The 21,763-nt window shown below is 30.6% G+C and carries 20 protein-coding genes; 3 read left to right on the forward strand and 17 right to left on the reverse strand.

The genetic code is table 11. The annotated features are described in order from the left end of the window. Positions 1 to 6: 6 nt before the first annotated feature. The 6 genes from G594_RS0113460 to G594_RS0113485 all read right to left on the reverse strand — a co-directional run bounded on the left by G594_RS0113460 (position 7) and on the right by G594_RS0113485 (position 7,194). Positions 7 to 4,611 (reverse strand): dockerin type I domain-containing protein, encoded by a 4,605-nt coding sequence (locus G594_RS0113460; protein ID WP_027099066.1) that lies wholly within the window; start codon positions 4,609 to 4,611, stop codon positions 7 to 9. Between the two features lie 479 nt (positions 4,612 to 5,090). Beyond that, entirely contained in the window at positions 5,091 to 5,657 is a 567-nt protein-coding gene (locus tag G594_RS0113465; RefSeq protein WP_027099067.1) for an ATPase, read from the reverse strand. Position 5,658: 1 nt separating this feature from the next. Continuing rightward, positions 5,659 to 5,823, reverse strand: coding sequence for a hypothetical protein (locus tag G594_RS20340; protein WP_167539564.1), 165 nt, complete (start codon positions 5,821 to 5,823; stop codon positions 5,659 to 5,661). A 175-nt stretch (positions 5,824 to 5,998) separates the two neighbouring features. Further along, entirely contained in the window at positions 5,999 to 6,178 is a 180-nt protein-coding gene (locus tag G594_RS0113475) for a hypothetical protein (RefSeq protein WP_027099068.1), read from the reverse strand. A gap of 19 nt (positions 6,179 to 6,197) precedes the next feature. Beyond that, the gene (locus G594_RS0113480; protein ID WP_027099069.1) at positions 6,198 to 6,620 is read right to left on the reverse strand and encodes a hypothetical protein; all 423 of its coding nucleotides are present in this window, start codon (positions 6,618 to 6,620) and stop codon (positions 6,198 to 6,200) included. Between the two features lie 127 nt (positions 6,621 to 6,747). Then, positions 6,748 to 7,194: a GNAT family N-acetyltransferase gene (locus G594_RS0113485; protein WP_027099070.1), complete on the reverse strand. Its 447-nt coding sequence runs from the start codon at positions 7,192 to 7,194 to the stop codon at positions 6,748 to 6,750. A gap of 161 nt (positions 7,195 to 7,355) precedes the next feature. Here G594_RS0113485 and G594_RS0113490 point away from each other — a divergent pair, with 161 nt between their 5' ends. Continuing rightward, a complete protein-coding gene (locus G594_RS0113490) occupies positions 7,356 to 7,754 on the forward strand; it encodes a (deoxy)nucleoside triphosphate pyrophosphohydrolase (protein WP_027099071.1) in 399 nt (132 codons plus the stop codon). On the opposite strand, the gene G594_RS0113495 is transcribed toward G594_RS0113490, so the two are convergent. From G594_RS0113495 to G594_RS0113510, 4 genes are all read right to left on the reverse strand, one after another. After that, complete coding sequence (locus G594_RS0113495; RefSeq protein WP_027099072.1) at positions 7,751 to 8,890, reverse strand: glycerate kinase family protein; 1,140 nt, start codon at positions 8,888 to 8,890, stop codon at positions 7,751 to 7,753. The genes G594_RS0113490 and G594_RS0113495 overlap by 4 nt on opposite strands. 5 nt (positions 8,891 to 8,895) lie before the next feature. Next, positions 8,896 to 9,627: a carbohydrate deacetylase gene (locus G594_RS0113500; RefSeq protein WP_027099073.1), complete on the reverse strand. Its 732-nt coding sequence runs from the start codon at positions 9,625 to 9,627 to the stop codon at positions 8,896 to 8,898. Positions 9,628 to 9,691: 64 nt separating this feature from the next. Continuing rightward, positions 9,692 to 11,020, reverse strand: coding sequence for a 6-phospho-alpha-glucosidase (locus G594_RS0113505; protein WP_027099074.1), 1,329 nt, complete (start codon positions 11,018 to 11,020; stop codon positions 9,692 to 9,694). A 38-nt stretch (positions 11,021 to 11,058) separates the two neighbouring features. After that, the gene (locus G594_RS0113510) at positions 11,059 to 12,651 is read right to left on the reverse strand and encodes a PTS transporter subunit EIIC (RefSeq protein WP_027099075.1); all 1,593 of its coding nucleotides are present in this window, start codon (positions 12,649 to 12,651) and stop codon (positions 11,059 to 11,061) included. 237 nt (positions 12,652 to 12,888) lie between these two features. On the opposite strand from G594_RS0113510, the gene G594_RS0113515 reads away from it, so the two are divergent. Further along, complete coding sequence (locus G594_RS0113515) at positions 12,889 to 13,635, forward strand: MurR/RpiR family transcriptional regulator (protein WP_027099076.1); 747 nt, start codon at positions 12,889 to 12,891, stop codon at positions 13,633 to 13,635. 51 nt (positions 13,636 to 13,686) lie between these two features. Here G594_RS0113515 and G594_RS0113520 read toward each other — a convergent pair whose 3' ends face one another. The 3 genes from G594_RS0113520 to G594_RS19700 form a co-directional block, all read right to left on the reverse strand. Beyond that, positions 13,687 to 14,448: an SDR family NAD(P)-dependent oxidoreductase gene (locus G594_RS0113520; protein WP_027099077.1), complete on the reverse strand. Its 762-nt coding sequence runs from the start codon at positions 14,446 to 14,448 to the stop codon at positions 13,687 to 13,689. 122 nt (positions 14,449 to 14,570) lie between these two features. Next, entirely contained in the window at positions 14,571 to 14,789 is a 219-nt protein-coding gene (locus tag G594_RS0113525; RefSeq protein WP_027099078.1) for a hypothetical protein, read from the reverse strand. A 172-nt stretch (positions 14,790 to 14,961) separates the two neighbouring features. Next, on the reverse strand, positions 14,962 to 15,522 hold the full coding sequence (locus G594_RS19700) for a PH domain-containing protein (RefSeq protein ID WP_051196017.1): 561 nt from the start codon (positions 15,520 to 15,522) through the stop codon (positions 14,962 to 14,964). Positions 15,523 to 15,862: 340 nt separating this feature from the next. On the opposite strand from G594_RS19700, the gene G594_RS0113535 reads away from it, so the two are divergent. After that, a complete protein-coding gene (locus tag G594_RS0113535; RefSeq protein WP_027099079.1) occupies positions 15,863 to 16,189 on the forward strand; it encodes a hypothetical protein in 327 nt (108 codons plus the stop codon). A gap of 72 nt (positions 16,190 to 16,261) precedes the next feature. Here G594_RS0113535 and G594_RS0113540 read toward each other — a convergent pair whose 3' ends face one another. From G594_RS0113540 to G594_RS0113555, 4 genes are all read right to left on the reverse strand, one after another. After that, positions 16,262 to 18,724, reverse strand: a complete 2,463-nt coding sequence (locus G594_RS0113540; RefSeq protein WP_027099080.1) for a CoA-disulfide reductase — start codon at positions 18,722 to 18,724, stop codon at positions 16,262 to 16,264. A 337-nt stretch (positions 18,725 to 19,061) separates the two neighbouring features. After that, positions 19,062 to 19,790 (reverse strand): SIS domain-containing protein, encoded by a 729-nt coding sequence (locus tag G594_RS0113545; protein WP_034866762.1) that lies wholly within the window; start codon positions 19,788 to 19,790, stop codon positions 19,062 to 19,064. 8 nt (positions 19,791 to 19,798) lie between these two features. Further along, a complete protein-coding gene (locus G594_RS0113550) occupies positions 19,799 to 20,521 on the reverse strand; it encodes an N-acetylmannosamine-6-phosphate 2-epimerase (protein WP_242829728.1) in 723 nt (240 codons plus the stop codon). Further along, positions 20,496 to 21,761 carry a neutral/alkaline non-lysosomal ceramidase N-terminal domain-containing protein gene (locus G594_RS0113555; RefSeq protein WP_027099083.1) on the reverse strand — a complete coding sequence of 422 codons (1,266 nt, stop codon included), beginning with the start codon at positions 21,759 to 21,761 and terminating at the stop codon, positions 20,496 to 20,498. The genes G594_RS0113550 and G594_RS0113555 overlap by 26 nt, the downstream gene beginning before the upstream one ends. Positions 21,762 to 21,763: the final 2 nt, after the last annotated feature.

A 21,763-nucleotide genomic window follows, 5' to 3' on the forward strand; every position in this document is an offset into this window, starting at 1 on the left:
AAACATTTATTTTATTTTATTTGCTACCATAACAATATCATATATATCTATTATCCCATCATTATTTAAATCACAGTCTTTGATATATCCAACATCAGTACTTTTCAAATTATACTTTTCTGATACTATTGCTAAATCTAGCATATCTACCTTCCCATCATGATTGATATCAACTATATAATTATATTCTAGACTTTCTGCTTCATCACTATTTGCTATAGTTTTTCCATCACCTAAAGCAATAACACGGAATTTGTATATCCCAGCTTCTTTCATTTTATTGGTAAAATCAAACTGTGTATTATTAGTTTCTTGACTTTCTCCTACCTTGATACCATCCTTATATAGCTCAACACTATAACCATTTGCATTATCAACAGCATTCCATGTAGCAACTTGTCCCTTCCAAATAAGACCTGATGGAGTATTTAGTTTTGGTAACTCTTTAATCGTAGCAACTGCCCTTGCTTTTTTACTTGGATCATGATTAGATGTTGCAATTACCTGTACTTCTGATGAAGTCTCATCATCCCCTATTGTAAGCACACCTTTTGAATCAATTGAAGTACTAGCACTTGAAGCTTCTTCAATAGACCATGTTACACTTTTATCTGCATTACTGTTTGCTGAAATCGTTACTTTAAATTGTGTATTATAACCTTTAAATGCTTCTATTTTCTTTGGATTAACACTAATATACTTTATCTGTGGTGGTGCTACATAAGAAACAGTTATTTCAGAAGACTTACCAGTATATGTATTTATATTATCACCAATAGCAAATACACTTAGACCAATATTTCCTGATTTCTGAACTACATCTTTCAGATTAAGTTTATTTTCTGAAGTACTTACCATGTAAGAAACTTCACCTTCAGGAGCTATATTAACAATATAACTTTCTGCATTATTCACAGAATCCCAACTTAAAGTATTAGTATTGGAATCCCAAACTAGATTTTTAGGTTTATCTAAAGGCTGCATATTTTGTGTTGCCCTCTTAATTAACACTGTATACTCTTTAATTGTCTTTTTATCCTGAGCAATAATAGCTAATGTTTGTATTCCCTCTTTTACTATAGGTGGCATATTAGGATCTGGATAATAGTTACTTCCATCTGATAATTTCACAGACGCCCAATATGAACTCAACTGTATATCTGCTGGTACAATAAGTTCAATTGTTGTACCTTTAATGACAGCTGGATAAGATTCTCTAGCATTCGTTATACTAAATGATTCTACCTCAGCTACACTTGATGGAGGATTCACTACAAAAATAATATCTGTTAAAGTAGTATTTCCTGCAGAATCTGAAATTTTATAAACAACTCTTGTCTCTCCAACCTCTGTAGGTGTTCCCTCAAAAAGTATTCTAGTACTTCCAGGCATATTCTTAACTTCTCTGATTCCCTTTGGTAATTTTCCTTCAACAATCTCAAACTTATAATTTCCTTCTCCTCCTACAACCATATCTGTAAATAAATCAAATCTTGTAACATTCTGACCTAATAAGAAAATTTGACTATCTAAATGCAATTTTGGCTTTACAGTAATTTGGGCTAATCTTGCAAATATTGAACCAAACTCGTTTGGATTTTTGTCTCCAAAGCAAGCATATATATTAGTACCATTCTCTTTTTCTGTTAATACAGTATCAGAATCCACAGTAGTAAATTTACCGTTATTATCCAATACTAAGCGTATTCCATTCCCTTTAAGTTCATCAAATCTTAAAACCGAAGATTTCTTTCCAGAAGCATATGTAATCTGGATACCCATACCTGAAAAGTCTAATTTGTCTTCTGAATAATAATCTACTTTATTCATAGGATTAACAACAGTCAATGATTTTGGCTCATCCTTTTTCACAGTAATCTCTTGACTAACTTTGCCATCATAGTAACTAAATGTTACCCTATTTTGATTATCCAATAGAATACCATCTAAATCACTTGTAAATCCACTTTTTATATAATGATATGGTGTACCATCTAATGTTGCCATCAATACAACACCTGCACTACTATATTCTTCACCTTGAACATAAGAAGTTTTACCAGCTTTTGAAATCTCAAGTTTATCTACTGACTTAGGAGCTTTTACTGTAACATCGAATTGAAATACCTTATTCTTATAGTTACCAGTTACTGTTTTCACTCCCTCAGTACTACTGTCAAAACCATTAATCATATCATTTGTAAGGGGAACTGCCGTACCATTTACAATTAATTTTGCAGAATAAAGTAAAAGTTCTTCTCCTACATAACGTTCTTTTTCTATTTGTGGTACTGAAACCGAAATAGTTTTAATATCTGATGCTTCTATAAATACCGGATAATCTTTTCCTTCTTGTATTTTCCAAATACTATTAAATGACCAATTTACATAAGTTGCAACTTTCTTAAGTTGATCTGAAGTTTTCGAATAAATTTCCCCATCAATTCCAGATGTGGTTTTACCAACTGCATCCATACCATCCAAAGCATAAGATTGACTTACACTATTTACTGAAATATTTTGATCTTGACCATAAAGTCTACCTATTGCTTGCTTATTTGAATCACTAACTGCTCTTGTGCTTATCTGGGTTGTACTATAACAATTTTTCAGTGTTGCACCTAACCCCATATCTCTAGTCAGTTCTCCAGTGATACCTCCAACATAAAATTTGTAATCCCCTCTATTATCCTGTATCACATTCAAGTAACCACGTGCATAAGAGTTTTCTATAGCACCTGAATTTTTTCCAACTAATGCCCCTGCTGATCCATGACTAAATCCAAATTTCACATTTATATTTGCATCAACAAAAGACTCTCGTATAACACCTGATACTTCATTTCTTCCAACAAGCCCTCCAAATGTCTGAACAACCCCATACCCGGTTCCTGTCATCTGTATATCGAAGTTTCCTTTAACACTACTGTTTAATATCTTTCCTTCATTAATGTTGGCAAGTGCTCCAGTATAGGCCTGATAATCACTTTTAAAATCCGCTTCAATATTCAAGTTTTTAATTGTACCTTTGTTTCTTTCTATTAATGGCTGTTTAAGACCTTTTATTGTATATCCTCTACCATCAAGGCTTCCACCAAACCATCCTGCACTAATATAAGTACTTCCTGTTAAATCCAGATCACTTGTCAAAATAAAATGGCAACTCTGATTACTTGCTATATAAAAAAGGTCTGAAGCTTTCTCAATCTTATAAGGATCTGCTGCTGTACCTGATCCTTTAGAAGGCTTAGATACCGTATCCGATCTATTTACTGCAATATATCGAATGTCTTTTCCACCATCTGACGGTACTTTAAATTCTCCATTTTCAGTTTTCAGAACAATAGCCGCTGTTCCAGAAAGCATAACTGGTTTTCCGCTTTCCCCCATATAAATAGGATAATCATTAAGCTTATTTAAAACTACCGGATCACCATAAAAACCATAAACTCCATCTTTATCTTGAGCAATAATCGCTGCATAGAACTGCACCAAAGACTTGTCAAATGTAAGTACATTACCATTTTCATCTTTAAGTCCTGCTGCTTTAAAAACATCATTCATGAAAGTTTTTGTGTCTTTACCAGTTGCCGTCACTCTATAAATACCTTGGAAAAACTCTATTGGTTTATATCCTTTCGACTTCTGATTTGCCAGATATCTGACAAATAAATCTGGCATTGCATAATCTTGTGCAGAAGAATTTCTATAAGAACTATATACAAGTGCAGAACCATTCCTAATCTGAGGATTTCCTTTAATATAATCAAACCAGCCTGAAGGATCACTTCCACCCCATGTATAGTCCATGCTAGCTACTGCTAGTCCCTCATCTAACCAACGATACTTTGATGCCAGTTGAGCATCTCCTCCACAAGTCAAATTTCTAAATATTGCATGTTGCCCTTCATGTACAAGCAGCCCATTTGTAGACGAAAGACGTCCTTTTGTATACTCTGCTGCTTTCGGTATATTAATATGTATAGCTGTAATTCCACTTTCACCTGCATAAAACCCTGATGACCCATTACTAGTCTGTTCTAAAAGAATAGATAATTTTCCAGACCCATCATTATAGGGGAATTTATTATCACTCAATTCCATAAGAACTTCATAAGGCTTACTTTCATAAGTCGAACGCATATCTTCTGCTGCATCATTTGTCTTTCCAGCAGCATCATAATCATTCTTCATGCTTTTTTCCATCCATATGTAACTCTTATCATAAACTCCTATGCAAACATATGTCCTTCCTTGATAAAATTTTTTCTCATCTCCTATAGAATATATGTCTCCTACTCCTAAAAGTCTTGAGAATAAGTTTTTATTCTCTACTTTGGTATCGCTTCCATCTACAATAAAATCTATATCTTCTGCCTCTTGATTTAGTTCATTTTCTAAAGAAGTTGTCCCTCTTCCTCCCATGCTATCAAATACTAATGTCCCACTACTCTGTTTATTATTGGGGTCTGCATTTGTATTTACTGCAATCACATAGTCTCCATTGATAACCTTTCCATTATCTCCAATTTCCGCAGCAAAACTTTGAAATGGAATGTAACCAATAACAAGTCCTATCACTAATACAGCGGATATAATTCTCTTTCGCATCTTACTACTCCTTTCACATTAAAATCCAATACTAATATAAAGGCAAATGAATATTATCATTTCTCAAATCTTATGATATTCTACAAATTAGTACAACAAAAAAATCATAACTAAAGCAGTTCAAAGCTATTCCTAAGAATTATCTTTTTATCTGTTTTACGATATGATTTTTTGAGAAAATTATATCATCTTCACCAATTTTTTTCAATTATATCAAAATTCCATCTATAAATACCAATCATCTTTATAAATTTGCTCACTTTAATTTTGGTTCTCCACAGATACGCTTCACCATACCGTAAGTAAAAAAGATTAGATTACCTCATAAGTGAGAATCTAAATCTTTGATTTAGTGCTTCGAACTTACTCAGCGACTGCAAGGAGTCGAGTTTCCTTATATAATTAATAATATTTCAATTTCAAGTTTCAACTATATTTGTATATAAAAATAGCTAATAAAACTTATATAATTTTACTAGCTACTTTTGTAGTATATTATTTGCCCAATTAGGTATTTTTTTGTCTCTCCATATTACCTTACCTTCTTTAAAATATATAACTTCTCTTAATACTTCTGTATTATCATATATATTTACTTCATCACATATTTCAATTACATCATTTAGATTTTTTAATGAATCATAGTATCTTCTTTCTATATCTTTATCAGGTATTCCATGTCCACCTTTGCTTACTCTAATTTTAACTCTTTTCTTAGCAAGTTCTGGATTTTCTAACCCTATATAATTCATAACAATATAAAAACCATTCTCTTTTGCAAACTTTATATTCTTTACTATGCTTCTGCCAGATAGTGTTGTTTCTTGATTAAAGGGTATCCCCTCCAAAATGTATTGTTTTATTAACTTAACAGCTTCTCTTGCACATTTCATTTGAAGATTATTGTCTTTCCAAGAACCAATTCTAGCTACCATTTCATCAGTATTAATTCTTTTTTCATTTTTATTTTCATTATAATAAATAGATTTGTATATTGAGGTTTTACCTGCTCCATTAACTCCTGCAAAAATTGTATAAGTTGGCATACTATTCACCTATAACCTTAGCTTGCTCTTTTTGTAATACTAAATTAGATAAAGTCATATAAAAGTCTTGCTCTTCTTTTGTTTTTGCATTTTTAAATAATTGCTTTAATTGACTATATGAATAATTTATAAAAATATCATATAAATTAATATCCTTATTTACCATTAAATTTCCTCCTAAAAAAGCATTTATATGAATATTATATACCAAACTTAATATATTATAAACCTACTATCTTTTTATTTTGGTTCTCCACAGATACGTTTCACCATTCATTATACTAAATTCATCCTAGAGGTGCTAATAATTGCAATAGACTAGACAACTACTGCCCATTAGCTTACACTATTTCTCTTTTGAAATAAAACCATGTACCATCTACCCCTGCTAATTCCCATCCTTCATTTCCAAGTACATTTAGCTTTTCACTAATCTCTTTGTTATATTTACTTTTATCTGCTTTAAACACACTCTTTAGTTCAATTTGAATTTGCTCAACTCTGTATTCATACCGTTTCATATAAATCTCCCCCATAAAATTAATCATTTTTCTTATAAAAATACTTCTTTAAAACAAACTCTACACTTATAAAAGTCATGACTACTATTGCAAATTCAACTTCTAACATAATAACACTGACATTAGTAGTATCTAAAAAGCTTGTAGCATTTAAAATATCTGATTTGTTTATTATTAATACTATAGCAGTTATTATAAATGTAACTAATCCTGATAAAAGCCAAATCATCCCACACTTTTTATTAGAAGATTGTAATGAATTTTTACCCTTAAAAAAATCACTATTATCTACATTCCCTAATCCGCTACCAATCATAGCAATAGGCATAAATAAATCTAATATTCTATTTATTCTTTTGTTGGAATGTCTATTATATAATACTCCTATACAAATCATAATTACTGGAACAATAATGTTGCAAAACAAAATAAATATCTTCATATAATAACCTCCATATCAATAATAGTAATATATTTAAATTTAATCTAAATATTAATCCTTTTTAGAAAGTGTTTTACTTCTAATTTCACTAACCTTATCCTTTATACTCTAATGAATAAACTAGAATTTACCTAGTTAAATGAACTAAATATTCAATAGTATCTTCTTCAAATTTCTTTTCACCAGTTAGATTAAACCCATGTTTTATATAAAAAGAAATTGCCCTTTCATTTTTTTCTAATGCCCAAAGATTATTAGCACCATACTCATTAATTGCATATTCTATGAGCTCTTTTCCAATTCCTTTACTTTGAAAAAAAGTATCTACATATATTTTACAAATCTCTCTTTCTTTCAATTGAACAAATCCTTTTATTAAACCATCATCATAAACTAATATATTTTTTAATATTTCATCTTTTCCAAAATAATTATCAATCATAGTAACTACCTGCAATTCTCCAAAAGAAAATCCATCATCCTTAAAAATTGGCCAATAATTCATTCGATTATTAAAAACATATATTTCTGCTATTCTTGATAAATCTTTTTTTGTTGCTTTTCTAATATTCACTCTTCCCATCCCCTATTTATCCTGCTACATTTTACAATAATTTACCAATACAATTATATCTCAAGGCATTATTAAATATCTTATAAATTATTTCTAATTTTTCCTCTCCACAAATACACTTCACCATACAATATGTTAAACTTATCCTAGAGGTGGTTACAATGAAAAAGACTATAAAAGTTGTAGGAGCTATAATAGAAAACTCTAATTCAGAAATTCTTTGTGCCTTAAGATCTCCAAAAATGAGTATGCCAAACCTTTGGGAGTTTCCTGGTGGAAAGATAGAGAAGGGTGAAGGCAACGGACAAGCTATTGAAAGAGAAATTAGAGAAGAATTATCCTGCAAGGTGAAATACATAGAAGACTTTAATGATAATACTCATGAATATGAAAATATTATAGTAAATCTTATTACAGTTAAGTGTATGCTTATAGAAGGAACACCAACTGCAAGTGAACATTCTAAACTTATATGGCTTAAAAGAGAAAATCTTGATTCACTAAAATGGGCTCCTGCAGATATCCCTGCTGTGGAGGAATTAAAAAATGCAGAGTGTTAATCACTCTGCATTTTAAATAATAATCTAGAAACATTTTGTATACTTCTTTCTAGATTCAATTTTCCACTTTTTAAAGCCTCTTCAATAGTTACAATTTCAGGTAAAATGCCAATTACAGAAGTAATACCCATTTCATATAATTCTTCAATTCCCTTTCCTACTTTTCCTGCAAAAGCTATTACTGGAACTTCATACTTTTTAGCTATTTTTGCTACCCCAATTGGAGTCTTACCATACTTTGTTTGAAAATCTATACTTCCTTCACCAGTAAATACATAATCTGCATCCTTTATCTTATCCTCAAGTTTAGAATATTTAATAACTGTATCTATTCCACTTTTTATCTCTCCATTACAAAATCCTACAAGTGCTGCTCCTATACCACCAGCTGCTCCAGCACCTGGTACATTATTGATATCTTTATCTAAGATATCTTTTACTTTTTTTGCTAGATGCACTAAATTTTCATCTAACACTTTAACCATGTTACTGTCAGCACCTTTTTGCCTTGCAAATACTTCACTAGCTCCATTTTTTCCTGTAAGAGGATTATTAACATCGCAAGCCACTTCTATTTTTACTTTAAATATTCTTTTGTCGAAATTTGAAATATCTATATCTTCTATTTTATTTATATTTCCTCCACCAAAAGGTATCTCATTGTTGTTACAGTCCTTAAAGCTTACCCCTAATGCTTGCAACATACCAACGCCACCATCATTAGTTGCACTTCCACCTAGTCCTATTATTATCTTACTAACACCTTTATCTAAAGCTTCCTTTATTAATTCTCCTGTACCATAACTAGTTGCTATTAACGGGTTCCTTTTTTCTTTATTTACTAAATGCAAACCACTAGCTTCTGCTATTTCAATAACAGCAGTTTTATTGTCACCTAAAATTCCAAATCTACCAATAACTTTATCTCCAAGTGGAGATGTAACTTCCAATGTATGCATACTTCCATCTGTAGCATCTACTAAAGCTTCTAACGTTCCCTCACCACCATCTCCCATTGGAGAATGTACTATTTCAACATCACTTCTTACATTTCTTATACCCTTTTCCATAGCAATACAAACTTCTTTTGCTGTCATACTTTCTTTAAAAGAATCTGGTGCTAACACTATTTTCATACAATCTACTCCAAGTTACTATAATTAATTAATTCTACATTATTACTTACAAGCATATTCTTCACATCTTCTGATAATAAGAAATCCAACTCTTCTAACCTTTTCATATTATACGAAGAATTATTCATAAGATAACTGTCAATATAACCTGGATGTGCCATGATTTCTACATATTCATTTTTTAATATATCATTGAAATTATCTTTAACATATTCTAGTCCTGGTCCAGCATTATAGGATCTATGTTGTACAAATTGAACATGTGGTACAAAATCCAAATCAAAATTTCTCATAGGAATTTGTTCTTCTTTTGCTATTTCTGCACATAGCTTTCTCATTTCAGGAACTTTATCACTACTAAATAAATGAGAATCTACATGAGTTGGCTTTTTCCCTACTAACTCTATAAATTTATTATATTGAGCTCTTAGCTCTTCCCTTAATTCATTTTCATCATATTTAAATCCTTCTGGCAAACTATCTGGTTTGATAAACTTATTGTTCTCTCCTACTAAGGTTTTACCTTTTGTAATTGGTTTTCCTAAAGAAATATTAAAGTGAAGCCCAACTCCTAAGCCCTCATTTTCTTTCATAAGTTTTACCGCATGTTCTGTTCCTGGCATTGTAACCATTAATGTTGTTGAAGTTAACACTCCATATTTAAAAGCATCAATTATTCCATAATTTATTCCATTACTATATCCAAAATCATCTGCATTAAAAATAATTTTTGTCATCTCTCATCTCTCCTCTTATTATTTTCAAAAAATCAGTGATGATAGCACCACTGATTTTTTTAATTTACTTTAATTCTGGCCAATATCCTTTATTAGCTTCTATAAGTCTATCTAATATTCTTCTTGCTTTCTTTGCATCTACAATTGTTCTATTTAATGTTAGTGCCTGAAGTGCCTTAGTATAGCTACCTTCAAAGAATGCCTCTACAGTTAATCTTTCATATGCATATTGGTTTTCTAGCAATCCCTTATAGAATGTATCTATTTCTCCTACATGGAAAGGTACTGCACCTCTATTTCCTAAAACACAGGCAACTTCAACAATAGCATCTTCTGGCAAGTTAGGTATTATACCGTTATTTTCAACCATAACAATGTATGTCTTTTCCTTATTGTTATGAATTGTATCTGCAATTTCTACTATCATTTCGCCATGAGCATCATTATGAACTACATTGTGACCTAAAGTAGTTCCTTGTGCCACTGCATCATCACATTCAGAAAATACTCTTTTCTCTCTACCATTCATTACTTCATTTGCTCTTGTAAAAGTTGGATCTAACTTGCTTGTCTTATATTCAGGATATAGGTAATATTGAACATAGGTACTTGGAACATACTCTGGGAAATCTCTTACCATATCCTCAACTAATGCATATGTGTCTAACCATGATTTATCTCTTTGCTCTGCATCTTTTGGAGCAAATCCATGTTCTAGTATTTTTTCTTTTAGCTCTGGTAATAAGTCCTTACCTTCCCTATTATATAACTTTGTAAACCATCCAAAATGATTTAGTCCAAAATATTCTGGAACTAAAGTTTGTGCATCTACACCTAATATTTTAGCCATGGAAACTAACATATTAATAGGCTGATCACATATATTTAAAATTCTCTTATCGTCCTTAAATTCCTTAGTTAATCCATAAGCAACTATTGCTGCTGGATTAGTATAATTTAATATCCAAGCATCCTTGCTGAAATTTCTTATATCTTTTACCATTTCAATCATATCTTTTAGAGATCTGATTCCATAAGCAAAACCACCTGCACCACAAGTCTCTTGTCCTACTACACCTTCTTCTAGTGGGATTTTTTCATCTAATTCTCTCATAGGATATCCACCCGTTCTTATTTGGCAGAATATATAATCAACATCCCTATACGCCTCTTCTTTATCTGTAGTATACTTGAACACTACCTCCGGACAAACTTCCTTAAATAATAACTTTCCAAACTCTCCTATATGTTTTTGTCTTTCTGCATTTGTATCAAATAGTACTAGTTCTTTTAGAGATAGAGATTCTTTATATCTTGTAAGTGCCTTTAAAATTCCAGGGGTCCAAGTAGAGCCCCCTCCAACTATTGTTATCTTTGTTTTATTTTTATTCATATTTACGCCTCCATACATGCTACCTTTATTAATGTGATTTATATACTCTTTAAATATGCTTTTACATAACTTGCTATTTGATCAACCTTTAATCCATATACAATTTGTATATTCTCTTTTGTAGGTCTTACAAATCCTGATGCACCTGTATCTTTTAACACCTTTTCATTAATTAAATTAGGATTATCTACTACAACTCTTAATCTAGTCATACAATTTTCAATACTAACAATATTTATTTTTCCGCCTAAAGCATCAACAATTGTGCTAGATAATTTATCATCACTTATTACTGCTGGTATCCCATCTTCATCTTCAACATCATCTTCTCTACCAGGAGTCATTATATTAAATTTTGTAATAATATATCTAAATCCAAAATAGTAAACTAAAGCTATTATTATTCCTACTATGATAATTAAGTACCATTTTGTATCCATTCCTCTAAGTAGTCCAAAAACAGTAAAATCAATTAATCCAGCTTGAACTCCTCCTACAGCTACTCCTAGTAAATCCATTATCATAAATCCAAATCCATAAACAATAACATGGAATAAGAATAAAATTGGTGATATGAACATAAAAGTAAACTCTAATGGTTCAGTAATTCCTGTTAAAATAGATGCTGCTATTCCAGCAACAATTAATGCCTTAACCTTATTTCTATTTTTATCTTTAGCACAATGTATCATAGCTAAACCAGCTGCAGGTAAACCAAACATTACTGAAAGCATATGTCCTTGTCCAACATATCTACTACCAATTGCTACAATATCATTTCCAACTCCTGTTGTAGATGCTATAGCTGCATTAAATATATTTAGCGCACCTACAACTGGTTCTCCATCTATTACTGCAGTACCACCAATAGGAGTAAATCTTACGATTTGATTTAATATATGATGAAGTCCTGTTGGTATAAGCAATCTATTTAACGATCCGTATAAATAAGGTCCAAATGCTCCTGCACCCTCAATTCCCTTTCCAAAACCTGATATTACTGTATCTACAATTGGCCAAGCATAATAAGATATAAATGCTACCACTGGTATTACAATAAGAGTTATAAGTGGTACAAATCTTTTTCCACCGAAGAAGTTAATTGAACTTGGTAATTGTATCTTATAAAATTTATTGTGTAAAAATGTTACTGTAAGACCTACTATAATTCCTGCAAACACATTCATTCTATAAGTAAAATATCCCAAAACTGTCTCATACTTTGCATTTACGATACTGGCATCAATTTGAGACAATCCGTTATTCTCCATTAAATACTTAACCGAAGTTGTTTCTGCTGTTATACCATCTAATCCTAACAAATAATTTAGTGTAAGATGTAATACTAAGAAACCAATTAAAGAAGCAAATGCCGCTGTAGCTTTCTCTTCTTTTGCCATTCCTAAAGCAATTGAAATTGCAAAAAATACTGGTAAATTACCAAAAACTAACCCTGCTAGTTTTCTAATAAATCCTATAAAATCTTGTACCCCTTGCAAATTTACAAAGGCTTCTCCAACTATTGAACTATTTTGAAGTGCAGCTGCTAGTCCTAAAAATATACCTGCAGCAGCTATAGTAGAAATAGGTAAAAGTAATGACTTTCCGAATTTTTGCATAAAGCTCTTCATAAAAACCCTCCGTGTTGCTACATAAATTTGTCACATGCATGTTTCATGATTTTAGTATAACAAGTTAACCACCTCGTAACAACGTTTACAAAGCATCTTATACTTTTTATACATTCCTATATATTTTTACATTCTGTAATATTTTTCACAAATCCCATATACTAAGGATTTTCCTTTAAAATATATGTTAAATATTGTATACTAAAACTAATTACTCATAGGAGGTACTTTCTTAAGATGAAATTTTTAGATGTAATTTCTAAAGAAAATATTACTTTAAATAATACCGAGAAACGTATTGTAGAATATATATTAGAAAAATCACATTCTTTTTCAAATATAAAAATTACAGATATGGCAAATGATCTATATCTATCATCTAATACAATAATTAGATTATGTAAAAAGCTTGGTTATTCAGGTTTTTCAGAATTAAAATATAATATTGTAAATGCAAATAAATCAAATAATGAAATTGATTTAGATTCTAGTCATATTTCTATACATAACTCTGTAGTAAAAACTCTTTCTCTTAATAAACCAGATGATATATGTACTGCTGCAACTAAAATATATAATTCAAATAGAGTTGTTATTTTTTCTTTAGGATTGTCTCAATACCCTGCTTTATCATTTTGTAAAAAACTTCAGTACTTTAATAAAATGTGCTTAGTTCCAGAGGATAGAGATGAAAATAAATTGTTTGCTAACAACTTAAAGGATGACGATCTAGCTTTTATTATTAGCTCTTCTGGATCAACAGATATAATAAAGAAAATTACAGGCATTGTTAAAACAAAAAACATATATACAATTTCATTAACTGGACTTTCTCAAAACTTCTTATCTAACTTAAGTGATTTATCATTATTTGCTTACTTAAAGGACTATCAATTAAATAATCATGATTTAACTTCAAGACTTGGTTTTAATATAGTATTAGATTTAATATTTGAAGAGTTCAGTAAACTTTATTCACAATAAAAAAATCTCATAAACTGCAAGAATAACCTTGCAATTTATGAGATTTATTACTTAAGGAGCTATTGAGTATCCACCATCCACTAATAAACATTGACCAGTATAGTATTTGCTATCTGGACCTGCTAAAAATGCTATAACACGTCCAATATCATCTTCTCCATCTCCAAACCTCTTCATTGGTTGAGCTTCCATTATTTCTTTATATTTCTCAGGGAACTTTTCTGCCCATACTTTAGCAGCTGGACTTTCTGCACCTGGAAGAACACAGTTTACAATAATATTGTATTGAGCCCATTCCTTAGCTGCAATTTTAGTAAGTCCACGTATAGATTCCTTGTTACATCCATAAGCTAATTGCCCTGCATATCCAAACATACCTGTTGCAGAAGCAAAGTTTATTATTCTTCCTTCATTTTGATCTTTCATATAAGGGAAGCATTCTTGCATCATATTTAATGATCCTATGGTTCCTGATTGCCAAGCTGTAAGCATTTGTTCATAAGTTGTATCTTCAACCTTAGCTGACCCTGGTAAACTTTGAGCATTATTTACAACAACATCAACGGTTCCATACTTCTCAACTGTAGCTTTTACTACTTTTTTAACATCTTCACGATTTCCAACATCACAAGTTATGGCAAATCCTTGTCCACCTGCTTCTTCTACCTCTTTTACTGTTTGGACTATTGGATCTAGACGACGTCCTACACAAACAACCTTAACTCCACGTTTTCCAAGGTGAAGTGCTATCCCCTTACCAATACCTTGTCCTGCACCTGTAATAATAGCTACTTTCTCATTTAACTCTTTCATAAAAACCCTCCATCCCATATATAAATTCAGGCCTATATTTAGACTAGTCCAATTCTTAATGTGAAGACCTTATAGAAAAGTATATTACTTATTGTATACATTTACAACACATTTTACCAATTTTAAGTGTGTGACAACATTGGAAACATTATTCTCTCTCTATCAAATGGAGTTTCATTTTTACTTCTTATAAAAAGGGTAGTATCCTCTTCATGTAATATACTCTCTTTATAAAATGATGTATCCTTTGGAGTAATAAGTACTTCATCTCCATTGTAATCACAAATAGCTATCACATTTAAATCCTTAATATAATAAATCCTATCCTTTAAAAAATCCATGCAGTAAAACATTATTAGTTTAAAACTCCTTCTCAATAATTCATCATCTCTATATCAAATCTTATAATTATATTTTTCTCCTTGAATTTCCACTAAAGCATTCATAAATTTCCCTTCTCATAAAACCATATTCATATATTTATATCTTTTTATATTTATATAAATATTCCTTTTATATTAAGCTTTCCTTTGCCATCCTTATAATATTAGATACCTCATCTACCTTCTCAATATTATAAAACATAAATCTGTTTGGCATTACTCTTCCCCTATTTCTTCTGTTATCATATCCATTGTCATTATACATATCATAGTTTGTATATCCCATGTTAAATTCAATACTTCCTCTTCCGCTTCTCTCTTTATACTTATTTACAATCTCTGCATCCTTAAGATCTAAATATTGAAATGATATATTCTTACCCATATTACAAAATAAAATTCTCTTGTTAGTTACTGCATATACCCTATTCTTTATAGCAATAGCTCTTCTTATTGGTAAGCCAAAAACCATGTTTAAGCCTACAAAAACAAAAACTCCTCCAAATAGAAGCATAACTAAACCTGCTCCACCTTTATATGCAGTGTACTCCCAATAAAGTGCAAAGCTTAACCATACAATCATAAATAATAATTGAAATAGGCTACCCTTTTCAAAAAATTTATATTTTCCTTTTCCACTCCAAAGTATTTGTTCATCACCTTGTAATTCATTATAGAAAACCTCTTTCATAATCCCATTTCCTTTCCTTCAACTTATTTCCATATTAATATTCTTTTGATTATTTTTCAATAAAGATTAGGATGGGATATTTATTTTGATTGTTACGTTAATGCTAAAGATTTTTGAACTTGTGGGAATATTTCTATCACAGATACGTAAATCATGACTCTGCAGAAAAACCTAAAGATATTGTTAAAAAATTAAAAATATAATATTAGATATATTTAACCCCTCCCATTATTTGTATATAATAAAATAAAAAAGGTGGATTGGATATTTATTTTGTTTGTTCCATCGCTACACTCCAAGTTACATGGAAACAAATATCCAAAAGGAAGGTGAACTTTAAATGAAAGATTTTATAATAATATTAGCATCATCAACCTTATCAGGTACTATATTCTCTTGCTTATTCTATTGGTTAAACAATAGTAAATTAGGATTATTTAAATCAATACAAAGAAAGATAGATACTTTAAATGAAAAAAAGAAACGTAATTTAAATGTATTTACTAATATATTATTAATAATAATAGGTTTATTTTGCCTAACTAATAACATAAACTTTTTTGTTACTGGCTTAATTTTAGGAATTATAATAGCATTTAACTTAGTGTGTTTTAGAGAATTAGAAAATACTTTTAAAACTGATAATAATGATAATCAGAACCCTTAATGGTATTAAATTATTAATAACAATATAAAAAAAACCCTAAGAATATAACTACTCTTAGGGATTTTTTTACTATTATATAAATAAATTTAATCCTGAATCTTCAGTTGCTCCTAAATAAGAAGCTACTCCACCAATTTCTACACCTTCAATAAACTCTTCCTTCTTAATTCCCATAAGATCCATACTCATAGAACAAGCAACTACATTAACTCCCATATCAATTGCATTCTTTATAAGATCTTCTAAAGAATCAACATTATTATCCTTCATAATCTTTTTAATCATGGCAGGTCCCATACCCATCATATTCATTTGAGATAAAGGTAACTTACCTGGGTGACTTGGAAGCATACAATCAAACATCTTTTCTACAGTTTTCTTTTCAACCTTAGGCTTATCCTTACTCTTAAGAATATTAAGACCCCAGAATGTAAAGAACATAGTAACTTTTTTACCCATGGAAGCTGCACCTGTAGCTATTATAAATGAAGCTATAGCCTTATCTAAGTCTCCACTAAATACAACTAAAGTTGCTCCATCCTTTACTGTGCTACATGTAACCTCCTTATCTCCTTCTTTACCCTTCTTTATATAAGCCACAAAATTCTTCTTTTCATCTTTATCTGTTTTCACTAAAGTATTTCCTGTCTTTTCACACCATGAGCTTATATCCTTCTTAAAACCAGGGTCACTTGCAATTACCTTTAATACTTCCCCTTCATTTAAAGATTTTGTTTCTTCAAATACTCTTTTTATAGGTCCTGGGCATTGTAATCCACATGCATTTAAAGTAACCTTTGCATTTACCTCTGCTATATCTAAACCTTTTTCTAGTGACATAGTTGCAACCTCTTCCCTAACATTCTTATCATCATTATGACTTTCTAAAGCTCTCTTAACTTGTAAATATGTCTTTACTCCACCATCTATATTGAAGGAATCATATCCATGTTGAGATAAAATCCTAGAAGCTATATATCCTCTTAATCCAACTTGGCAAGTTACATATATCTTCTTACTCTTATCTAGCTGATCCAATCTATCCCTTAACTGTCCTAATGGAATATTAATTGAATTTGGTATTGTTCCTGTCATTAACTCCATTTCTTCTCTAACATCTAGAATTATAGAATCATCCAAGTTTATATTATCAACTTCACTCCATTGAATTGTTTTTACATCCCCATCCATAATATTAGAAGCATAATATCCCATCATATTAACAGGATCCTTTGCTGAATTATATGGTGGTGCATAACAAGGTTCCACATCTTGAAGGTCTTCTACCTTAAGGCCTCCCTTAATTGCAGTAGCAATTATATCAATTCTCTTTTCTACTCCATCCATTCCTACACCTTGAGCTCCATAAATTTGCCCTGTCTTTGGATTAAATAACATCTTATAAGCTATTGGAAAAGCTCCTGGGTAATATCCTGCATGAGAACCTGGGTGAATATGAATAGCTTTGTATTCAAGTCCTAATCTTTTTAGTGTTTTCTCATTATTTCCTGTAGATGCAACAGTATAGTCAAAAACCTTTGCTACTGATGATCCTAAAGTTCCCTTATATTTAACCTCTTTACCTGAAATATTATCTGCTACTAATCTTCCTTGTCTATTTGCTGGCCATGCAAGAGGAATCATTGTTGGCTTTTTATTTACAAAGTCCATTATTTCAACAGCATCACCTAAAGCATAGATATTAGGGTCTGAAGTCTTCATATATTCATCAACTATAATTGCTCCTCTTTCATTTAACTTTAGCCCTGCTTCCTTTGCTATAGTTGTTTCAGGTCTAACACCTATAGATAGGATTATCATATCTCCATATATTTCTTTTCCACTTTTTAAAATAACCTTTTTACCATTATTCTTAAACTCTTCAACACCATCATTTAAAATTAAATCCACTCCATTATCAATTAAATGAGAATGTATAATACTTGCCATTTCTATATCCAATGGCCCCATTACTTGGTTGCTTCCTTCAACTAAGGTAACATTAACTCCTTTTTCATGAAGATTTTCTGCCATTTCAAGGCCTATGAAGCCTCCACCAATTACAATAGCTCTCTTTGGCTTCTCTTCTTCTAAAAAGCTTTTTATGTTATCCATATCTGGAATGTTTCTAAGAGTAAAAAGGTTTTTACAATCTTCTATTCCAGCTATAGGTGGTTTTATTGGCTTTGCTCCTGGTGATAAAACTAAGGTATCATAGCTTTCTTCATATACTTCACCAGTTCTATAATTTTTAACACTTATCTTTTTTTCTTCTTTATTTATGGAGATAACTTCACTTAGATTTCTTATGTCTAAATTAAATTTTCTGCTCATTTGTTTAACTGTTTGAACTATTAACGCTTCTCTTGTAGGAATCACATCCCCTATATAATAAGGAAGACCACAGTTAGCAAAGGATATATATTCTCCCTTTTCAAACATAATTATTTCTGCGTCTTCATCAAGTCTTCTAAGTCTAGCTGCAGCTGAAGCACCTCCTGCTACTCCTCCAACTATTAAAACTTTCTTCTTCATAACTCTATCTCCTTTAATACTTTTTTCAATATACTCTATTATAGCGTTCCCTTTCATTTTCTTCTGTGACTTTGTCACATAACTTATGGGGGATATTTATTTTTCTTGTTCCGTCGCAAGCTCCAAGCCACAGAAAAATAAATATCTATTCCCTTTGTACTAAAGGTAAATAACACCTTTAATTTATATCTAATTAAAATTTTATACTTTCCTAGCCGTTAAAAAGAAGATATAAAACTATACCTTCTCAATTATTCTTATCAAATAATTTGAATCTTATTATTAATAAAAAAACCTCAAGAAAATCAATCTATTTCTTGAAGCTTTTTTATTATAACTATCTTATAGAATTATAGAATTTATCAAATATTTCTTTATTATATTCATCTGCTCCATCTACATTAGAACTTTTAAATACAGGTGGAACAAAACCATCTTTTATCATCATATCTATTGCTGTTGTTACAAGTGCTTGTACAATGGCAACACCTGTTGCATCAGAAGTTGCTCCTACAGGCGTATCTAACCCTTTAACTTCGAAGGCAGCATCTCCATACTCTGCACAATTATCAATATTAACATCTGATAACTCATAGATTTTCTTACCGCTTGAATGTCTTGAATCTATATTCTTTGAATGCTTTAGAGAACACATAGTAATAATATTAACCTGTTGACTTTTTGCCTCTAAACACATTTCTACTGTTGCAGCATTTCTTCCTGAATTTGATACAACAAGAATAGTATCTCCCTTTTGTATCTTATTTAAACCAAAAACTATTTTTGAATAGCCTTCTAATCTTTCAATCAATGTACTTTTATTAGGCTTTTGATTAAGCAATATTTCTGGCTCTAATATTGCATTTACTAATGCTAAACCACCAGCTCTTTGAAAAACCTCTTCAGCAATTATGTGAGAATGACCTGTTCCAAATATATAAAATCTCCCTCCATTTTTACATGTATCTGCAACTAATCTTGCTGCTTTTTCTATATTTTTAATTTGACTAGCCTTTACTTCATTTAGCTTGTCTATTATAAAATCCAAATAATCTATTGTTATCATATTCTCACCTATCCAATATATTTTGTTATTTGCTCAGTAATCCATTGAGGTCTTGTTATTGCAGTTCCAACAGTAACAAAGTCCGCACCCATTAAAAGAGCTTTTTTAACATCTTCTTTAGTTGAAATTCTACCTTCTGCATTTATATAAACTTTATCTCCTAAAGCATCCCTTATATCTTTTATAAGCTTAAAATCTGGCTCTTCCTGTCTTGGACTATAATCAGTAAATCCTGATAAAGTTGTAGATATAATATCTGCTCCTAATTTATAAGCATTTATACCTTCTTCTAAAGTAGATATATCAGCCATTACAGGAACATTTGGATATTTACTTTTAAATTCTGGAATATAATCATAGGAATATACTCCTTTATAGTTCTTTCTAAATGTACAATCTATAGCTATAATATCTGCTCCTACTTTCAAAATCTCTTCTGCACTTTCAATATCAGGAGTAATAATAACCTCACACCCTTCTGTGAACTTCTTATTAATTCCTACAATAGGTAAATCAACCTCTTGCTTCATTGCTTTTATGTCCAAAGGACCACAACCTCTTAATCCCTTTGCACCCCCTATTTTAGCCGCCAAAGCCATCTTCGCCATAAACATTTCACCATGCAATGGTTCATCTGGATAAGCTTGACATGATACTAATAATGTACCTTTTAAATCATCTAATATCTTCATCTTATCTTCTCCTTTAAATATTAAGTAATATTTCTTCAACTAACCTTTCACCTTCACCCTCTTTAAATGGTGATGAAAAAGTCTCATAAGTTTTAACTTCATATGCAAATTTATCTGGAATATATCCTATATAACCATTTCCATATCCTATAACAATATTGTTCTTACTATTATTATCTTTAATTCTTTTTCCTAAGCTTGAAAAAAGCTCGCCAGGTATATATATAAGGTTATAGTTATTAACTTTTAGTATCTTAACCTTTGCAACTATTTCTTTAACATCAGAAAATCCTAAAGCCATCTTATAATTATTCGTTAATCCTTCTAACTTTGATTCCAACAATCTCAAAGATTTTGAATCCATGTTTTTACTTTTTGCTATTTCTACCTCTCTAGCCTTCTCTTTAACCTTTTCTTTAGCATGCTCTACTGAGTCAAATTCCTTGACCAATAATGGTATCTCTAATTCTATAGAATTTACTTTTTCTATATCTTCATAGCTGTTTACTTCTGGCATATTTCTTATTTCTAGTGAAACTTGAGTTCCAATTCTATCTACCTCTTCAAAAGTTGATGCATTCCTTGTAAATCTTGTACTTATATCACCACAGCTTCCATTTAAAAACATTACCAAATCATATTCATTAAGCATTTCCTCAGTTTTATTAGGAAAATCACCTGTAATAGACAAATTATCACTACTCATTACAGTTGGATGACATGATAAGTTATATAATAAAACTTTTTTTCCATCCTTTCTTAACAAATTAATACTAATAAGTTCATTATCATAAAACCAGTCTTTATTATTTCTATTACTGCAAATATTATTTACCATCTTTCTACTTACTGATAATTTAGCACTATCTTCATTGCTTATAGCATCAACTACAGCTTGCTTAACTTTGTTTACAATATAATCTACATATTCTGCATCATATTCTCCAAATACTTGTTTTAGGCCTTTTTGATATCCTTCATTAGTATTCATTGTTCCAGTTGGCCCTGAATGAGTATGAGATGTTGATACAAAAATGTTTTTTTCATTAAAGTTTAATGAACTTACGGAATTCTTCACTAAACCCATAAAATGGTAATCAACCCCTACAATATCCAATTGAACAATTAGATAATTATCCTTGCCTCTTAAAGTTAATATTCTTGCTTTTAATTCATCATGAATTTCCTCTGCTTTTCTAATTACGTCATACCCTGCTAATAAACATCCTAACTTAGGAGTTATTATTTCTTCCTTATATCCAACTTTATAATTACTCATAA

This window comes from Clostridium paraputrificum AGR2156 (genome assembly GCF_000424025.1).
Classification (GTDB): domain Bacteria; phylum Bacillota; class Clostridia; order Clostridiales; family Clostridiaceae; genus Clostridium; species Clostridium paraputrificum.

What these genes read in the sequence shown, in the direction of transcription:
- G594_RS0113460 (WP_027099066.1), bottom strand. Translation starts at nt 4,611, where the DNA reads ATGCGAAAGAGAATTATATCCGCTGTATTAGTGATAGGACTTGTTATT.
- G594_RS0113465 (WP_027099067.1), bottom strand. Translation starts at nt 5,657, where the DNA reads ATGCCAACTTATACAATTTTTGCAGGAGTTAATGGAGCAGGTAAAACC.
- G594_RS20340 (WP_167539564.1), bottom strand. Translation starts at nt 5,823, where the DNA reads ATGGTAAATAAGGATATTAATTTATATGATATTTTTATAAATTATTCA.
- G594_RS0113475 (WP_027099068.1), bottom strand. Translation starts at nt 6,178, where the DNA reads ATGAAACGGTATGAATACAGAGTTGAGCAAATTCAAATTGAACTAAAG.
- G594_RS0113480 (WP_027099069.1), bottom strand. Translation starts at nt 6,620, where the DNA reads ATGAAGATATTTATTTTGTTTTGCAACATTATTGTTCCAGTAATTATG.
- G594_RS0113490 (WP_027099071.1), top strand. Translation starts at nt 7,356, where the DNA reads ATGAAAAAGACTATAAAAGTTGTAGGAGCTATAATAGAAAACTCTAAT.
- G594_RS0113495 (WP_027099072.1), bottom strand. Translation starts at nt 8,890, where the DNA reads ATGAAAATAGTGTTAGCACCAGATTCTTTTAAAGAAAGTATGACAGCA.
- G594_RS0113500 (WP_027099073.1), bottom strand. Translation starts at nt 9,627, where the DNA reads ATGACAAAAATTATTTTTAATGCAGATGATTTTGGATATAGTAATGGA.
- G594_RS0113505 (WP_027099074.1), bottom strand. Translation starts at nt 11,020, where the DNA reads ATGAATAAAAATAAAACAAAGATAACAATAGTTGGAGGGGGCTCTACT.
- G594_RS0113510 (WP_027099075.1), bottom strand. Translation starts at nt 12,651, where the DNA reads ATGAAGAGCTTTATGCAAAAATTCGGAAAGTCATTACTTTTACCTATT.
- G594_RS0113515 (WP_027099076.1), top strand. Translation starts at nt 12,889, where the DNA reads ATGAAATTTTTAGATGTAATTTCTAAAGAAAATATTACTTTAAATAAT.
- G594_RS0113520 (WP_027099077.1), bottom strand. Translation starts at nt 14,448, where the DNA reads ATGAAAGAGTTAAATGAGAAAGTAGCTATTATTACAGGTGCAGGACAA.
- G594_RS0113525 (WP_027099078.1), bottom strand. Translation starts at nt 14,789, where the DNA reads ATGGATTTTTTAAAGGATAGGATTTATTATATTAAGGATTTAAATGTG.
- G594_RS19700 (WP_051196017.1), bottom strand. Translation starts at nt 15,522, where the DNA reads ATGAAAGAGGTTTTCTATAATGAATTACAAGGTGATGAACAAATACTT.
- G594_RS0113535 (WP_027099079.1), top strand. Translation starts at nt 15,863, where the DNA reads ATGAAAGATTTTATAATAATATTAGCATCATCAACCTTATCAGGTACT.
- G594_RS0113540 (WP_027099080.1), bottom strand. Translation starts at nt 18,724, where the DNA reads ATGAAGAAGAAAGTTTTAATAGTTGGAGGAGTAGCAGGAGGTGCTTCA.
- G594_RS0113545 (WP_034866762.1), bottom strand. Translation starts at nt 19,790, where the DNA reads ATGATAACAATAGATTATTTGGATTTTATAATAGACAAGCTAAATGAA.
- G594_RS0113555 (WP_027099083.1), bottom strand. Translation starts at nt 21,761, where the DNA reads ATGAGTAATTATAAAGTTGGATATAAGGAAGAAATAATAACTCCTAAG.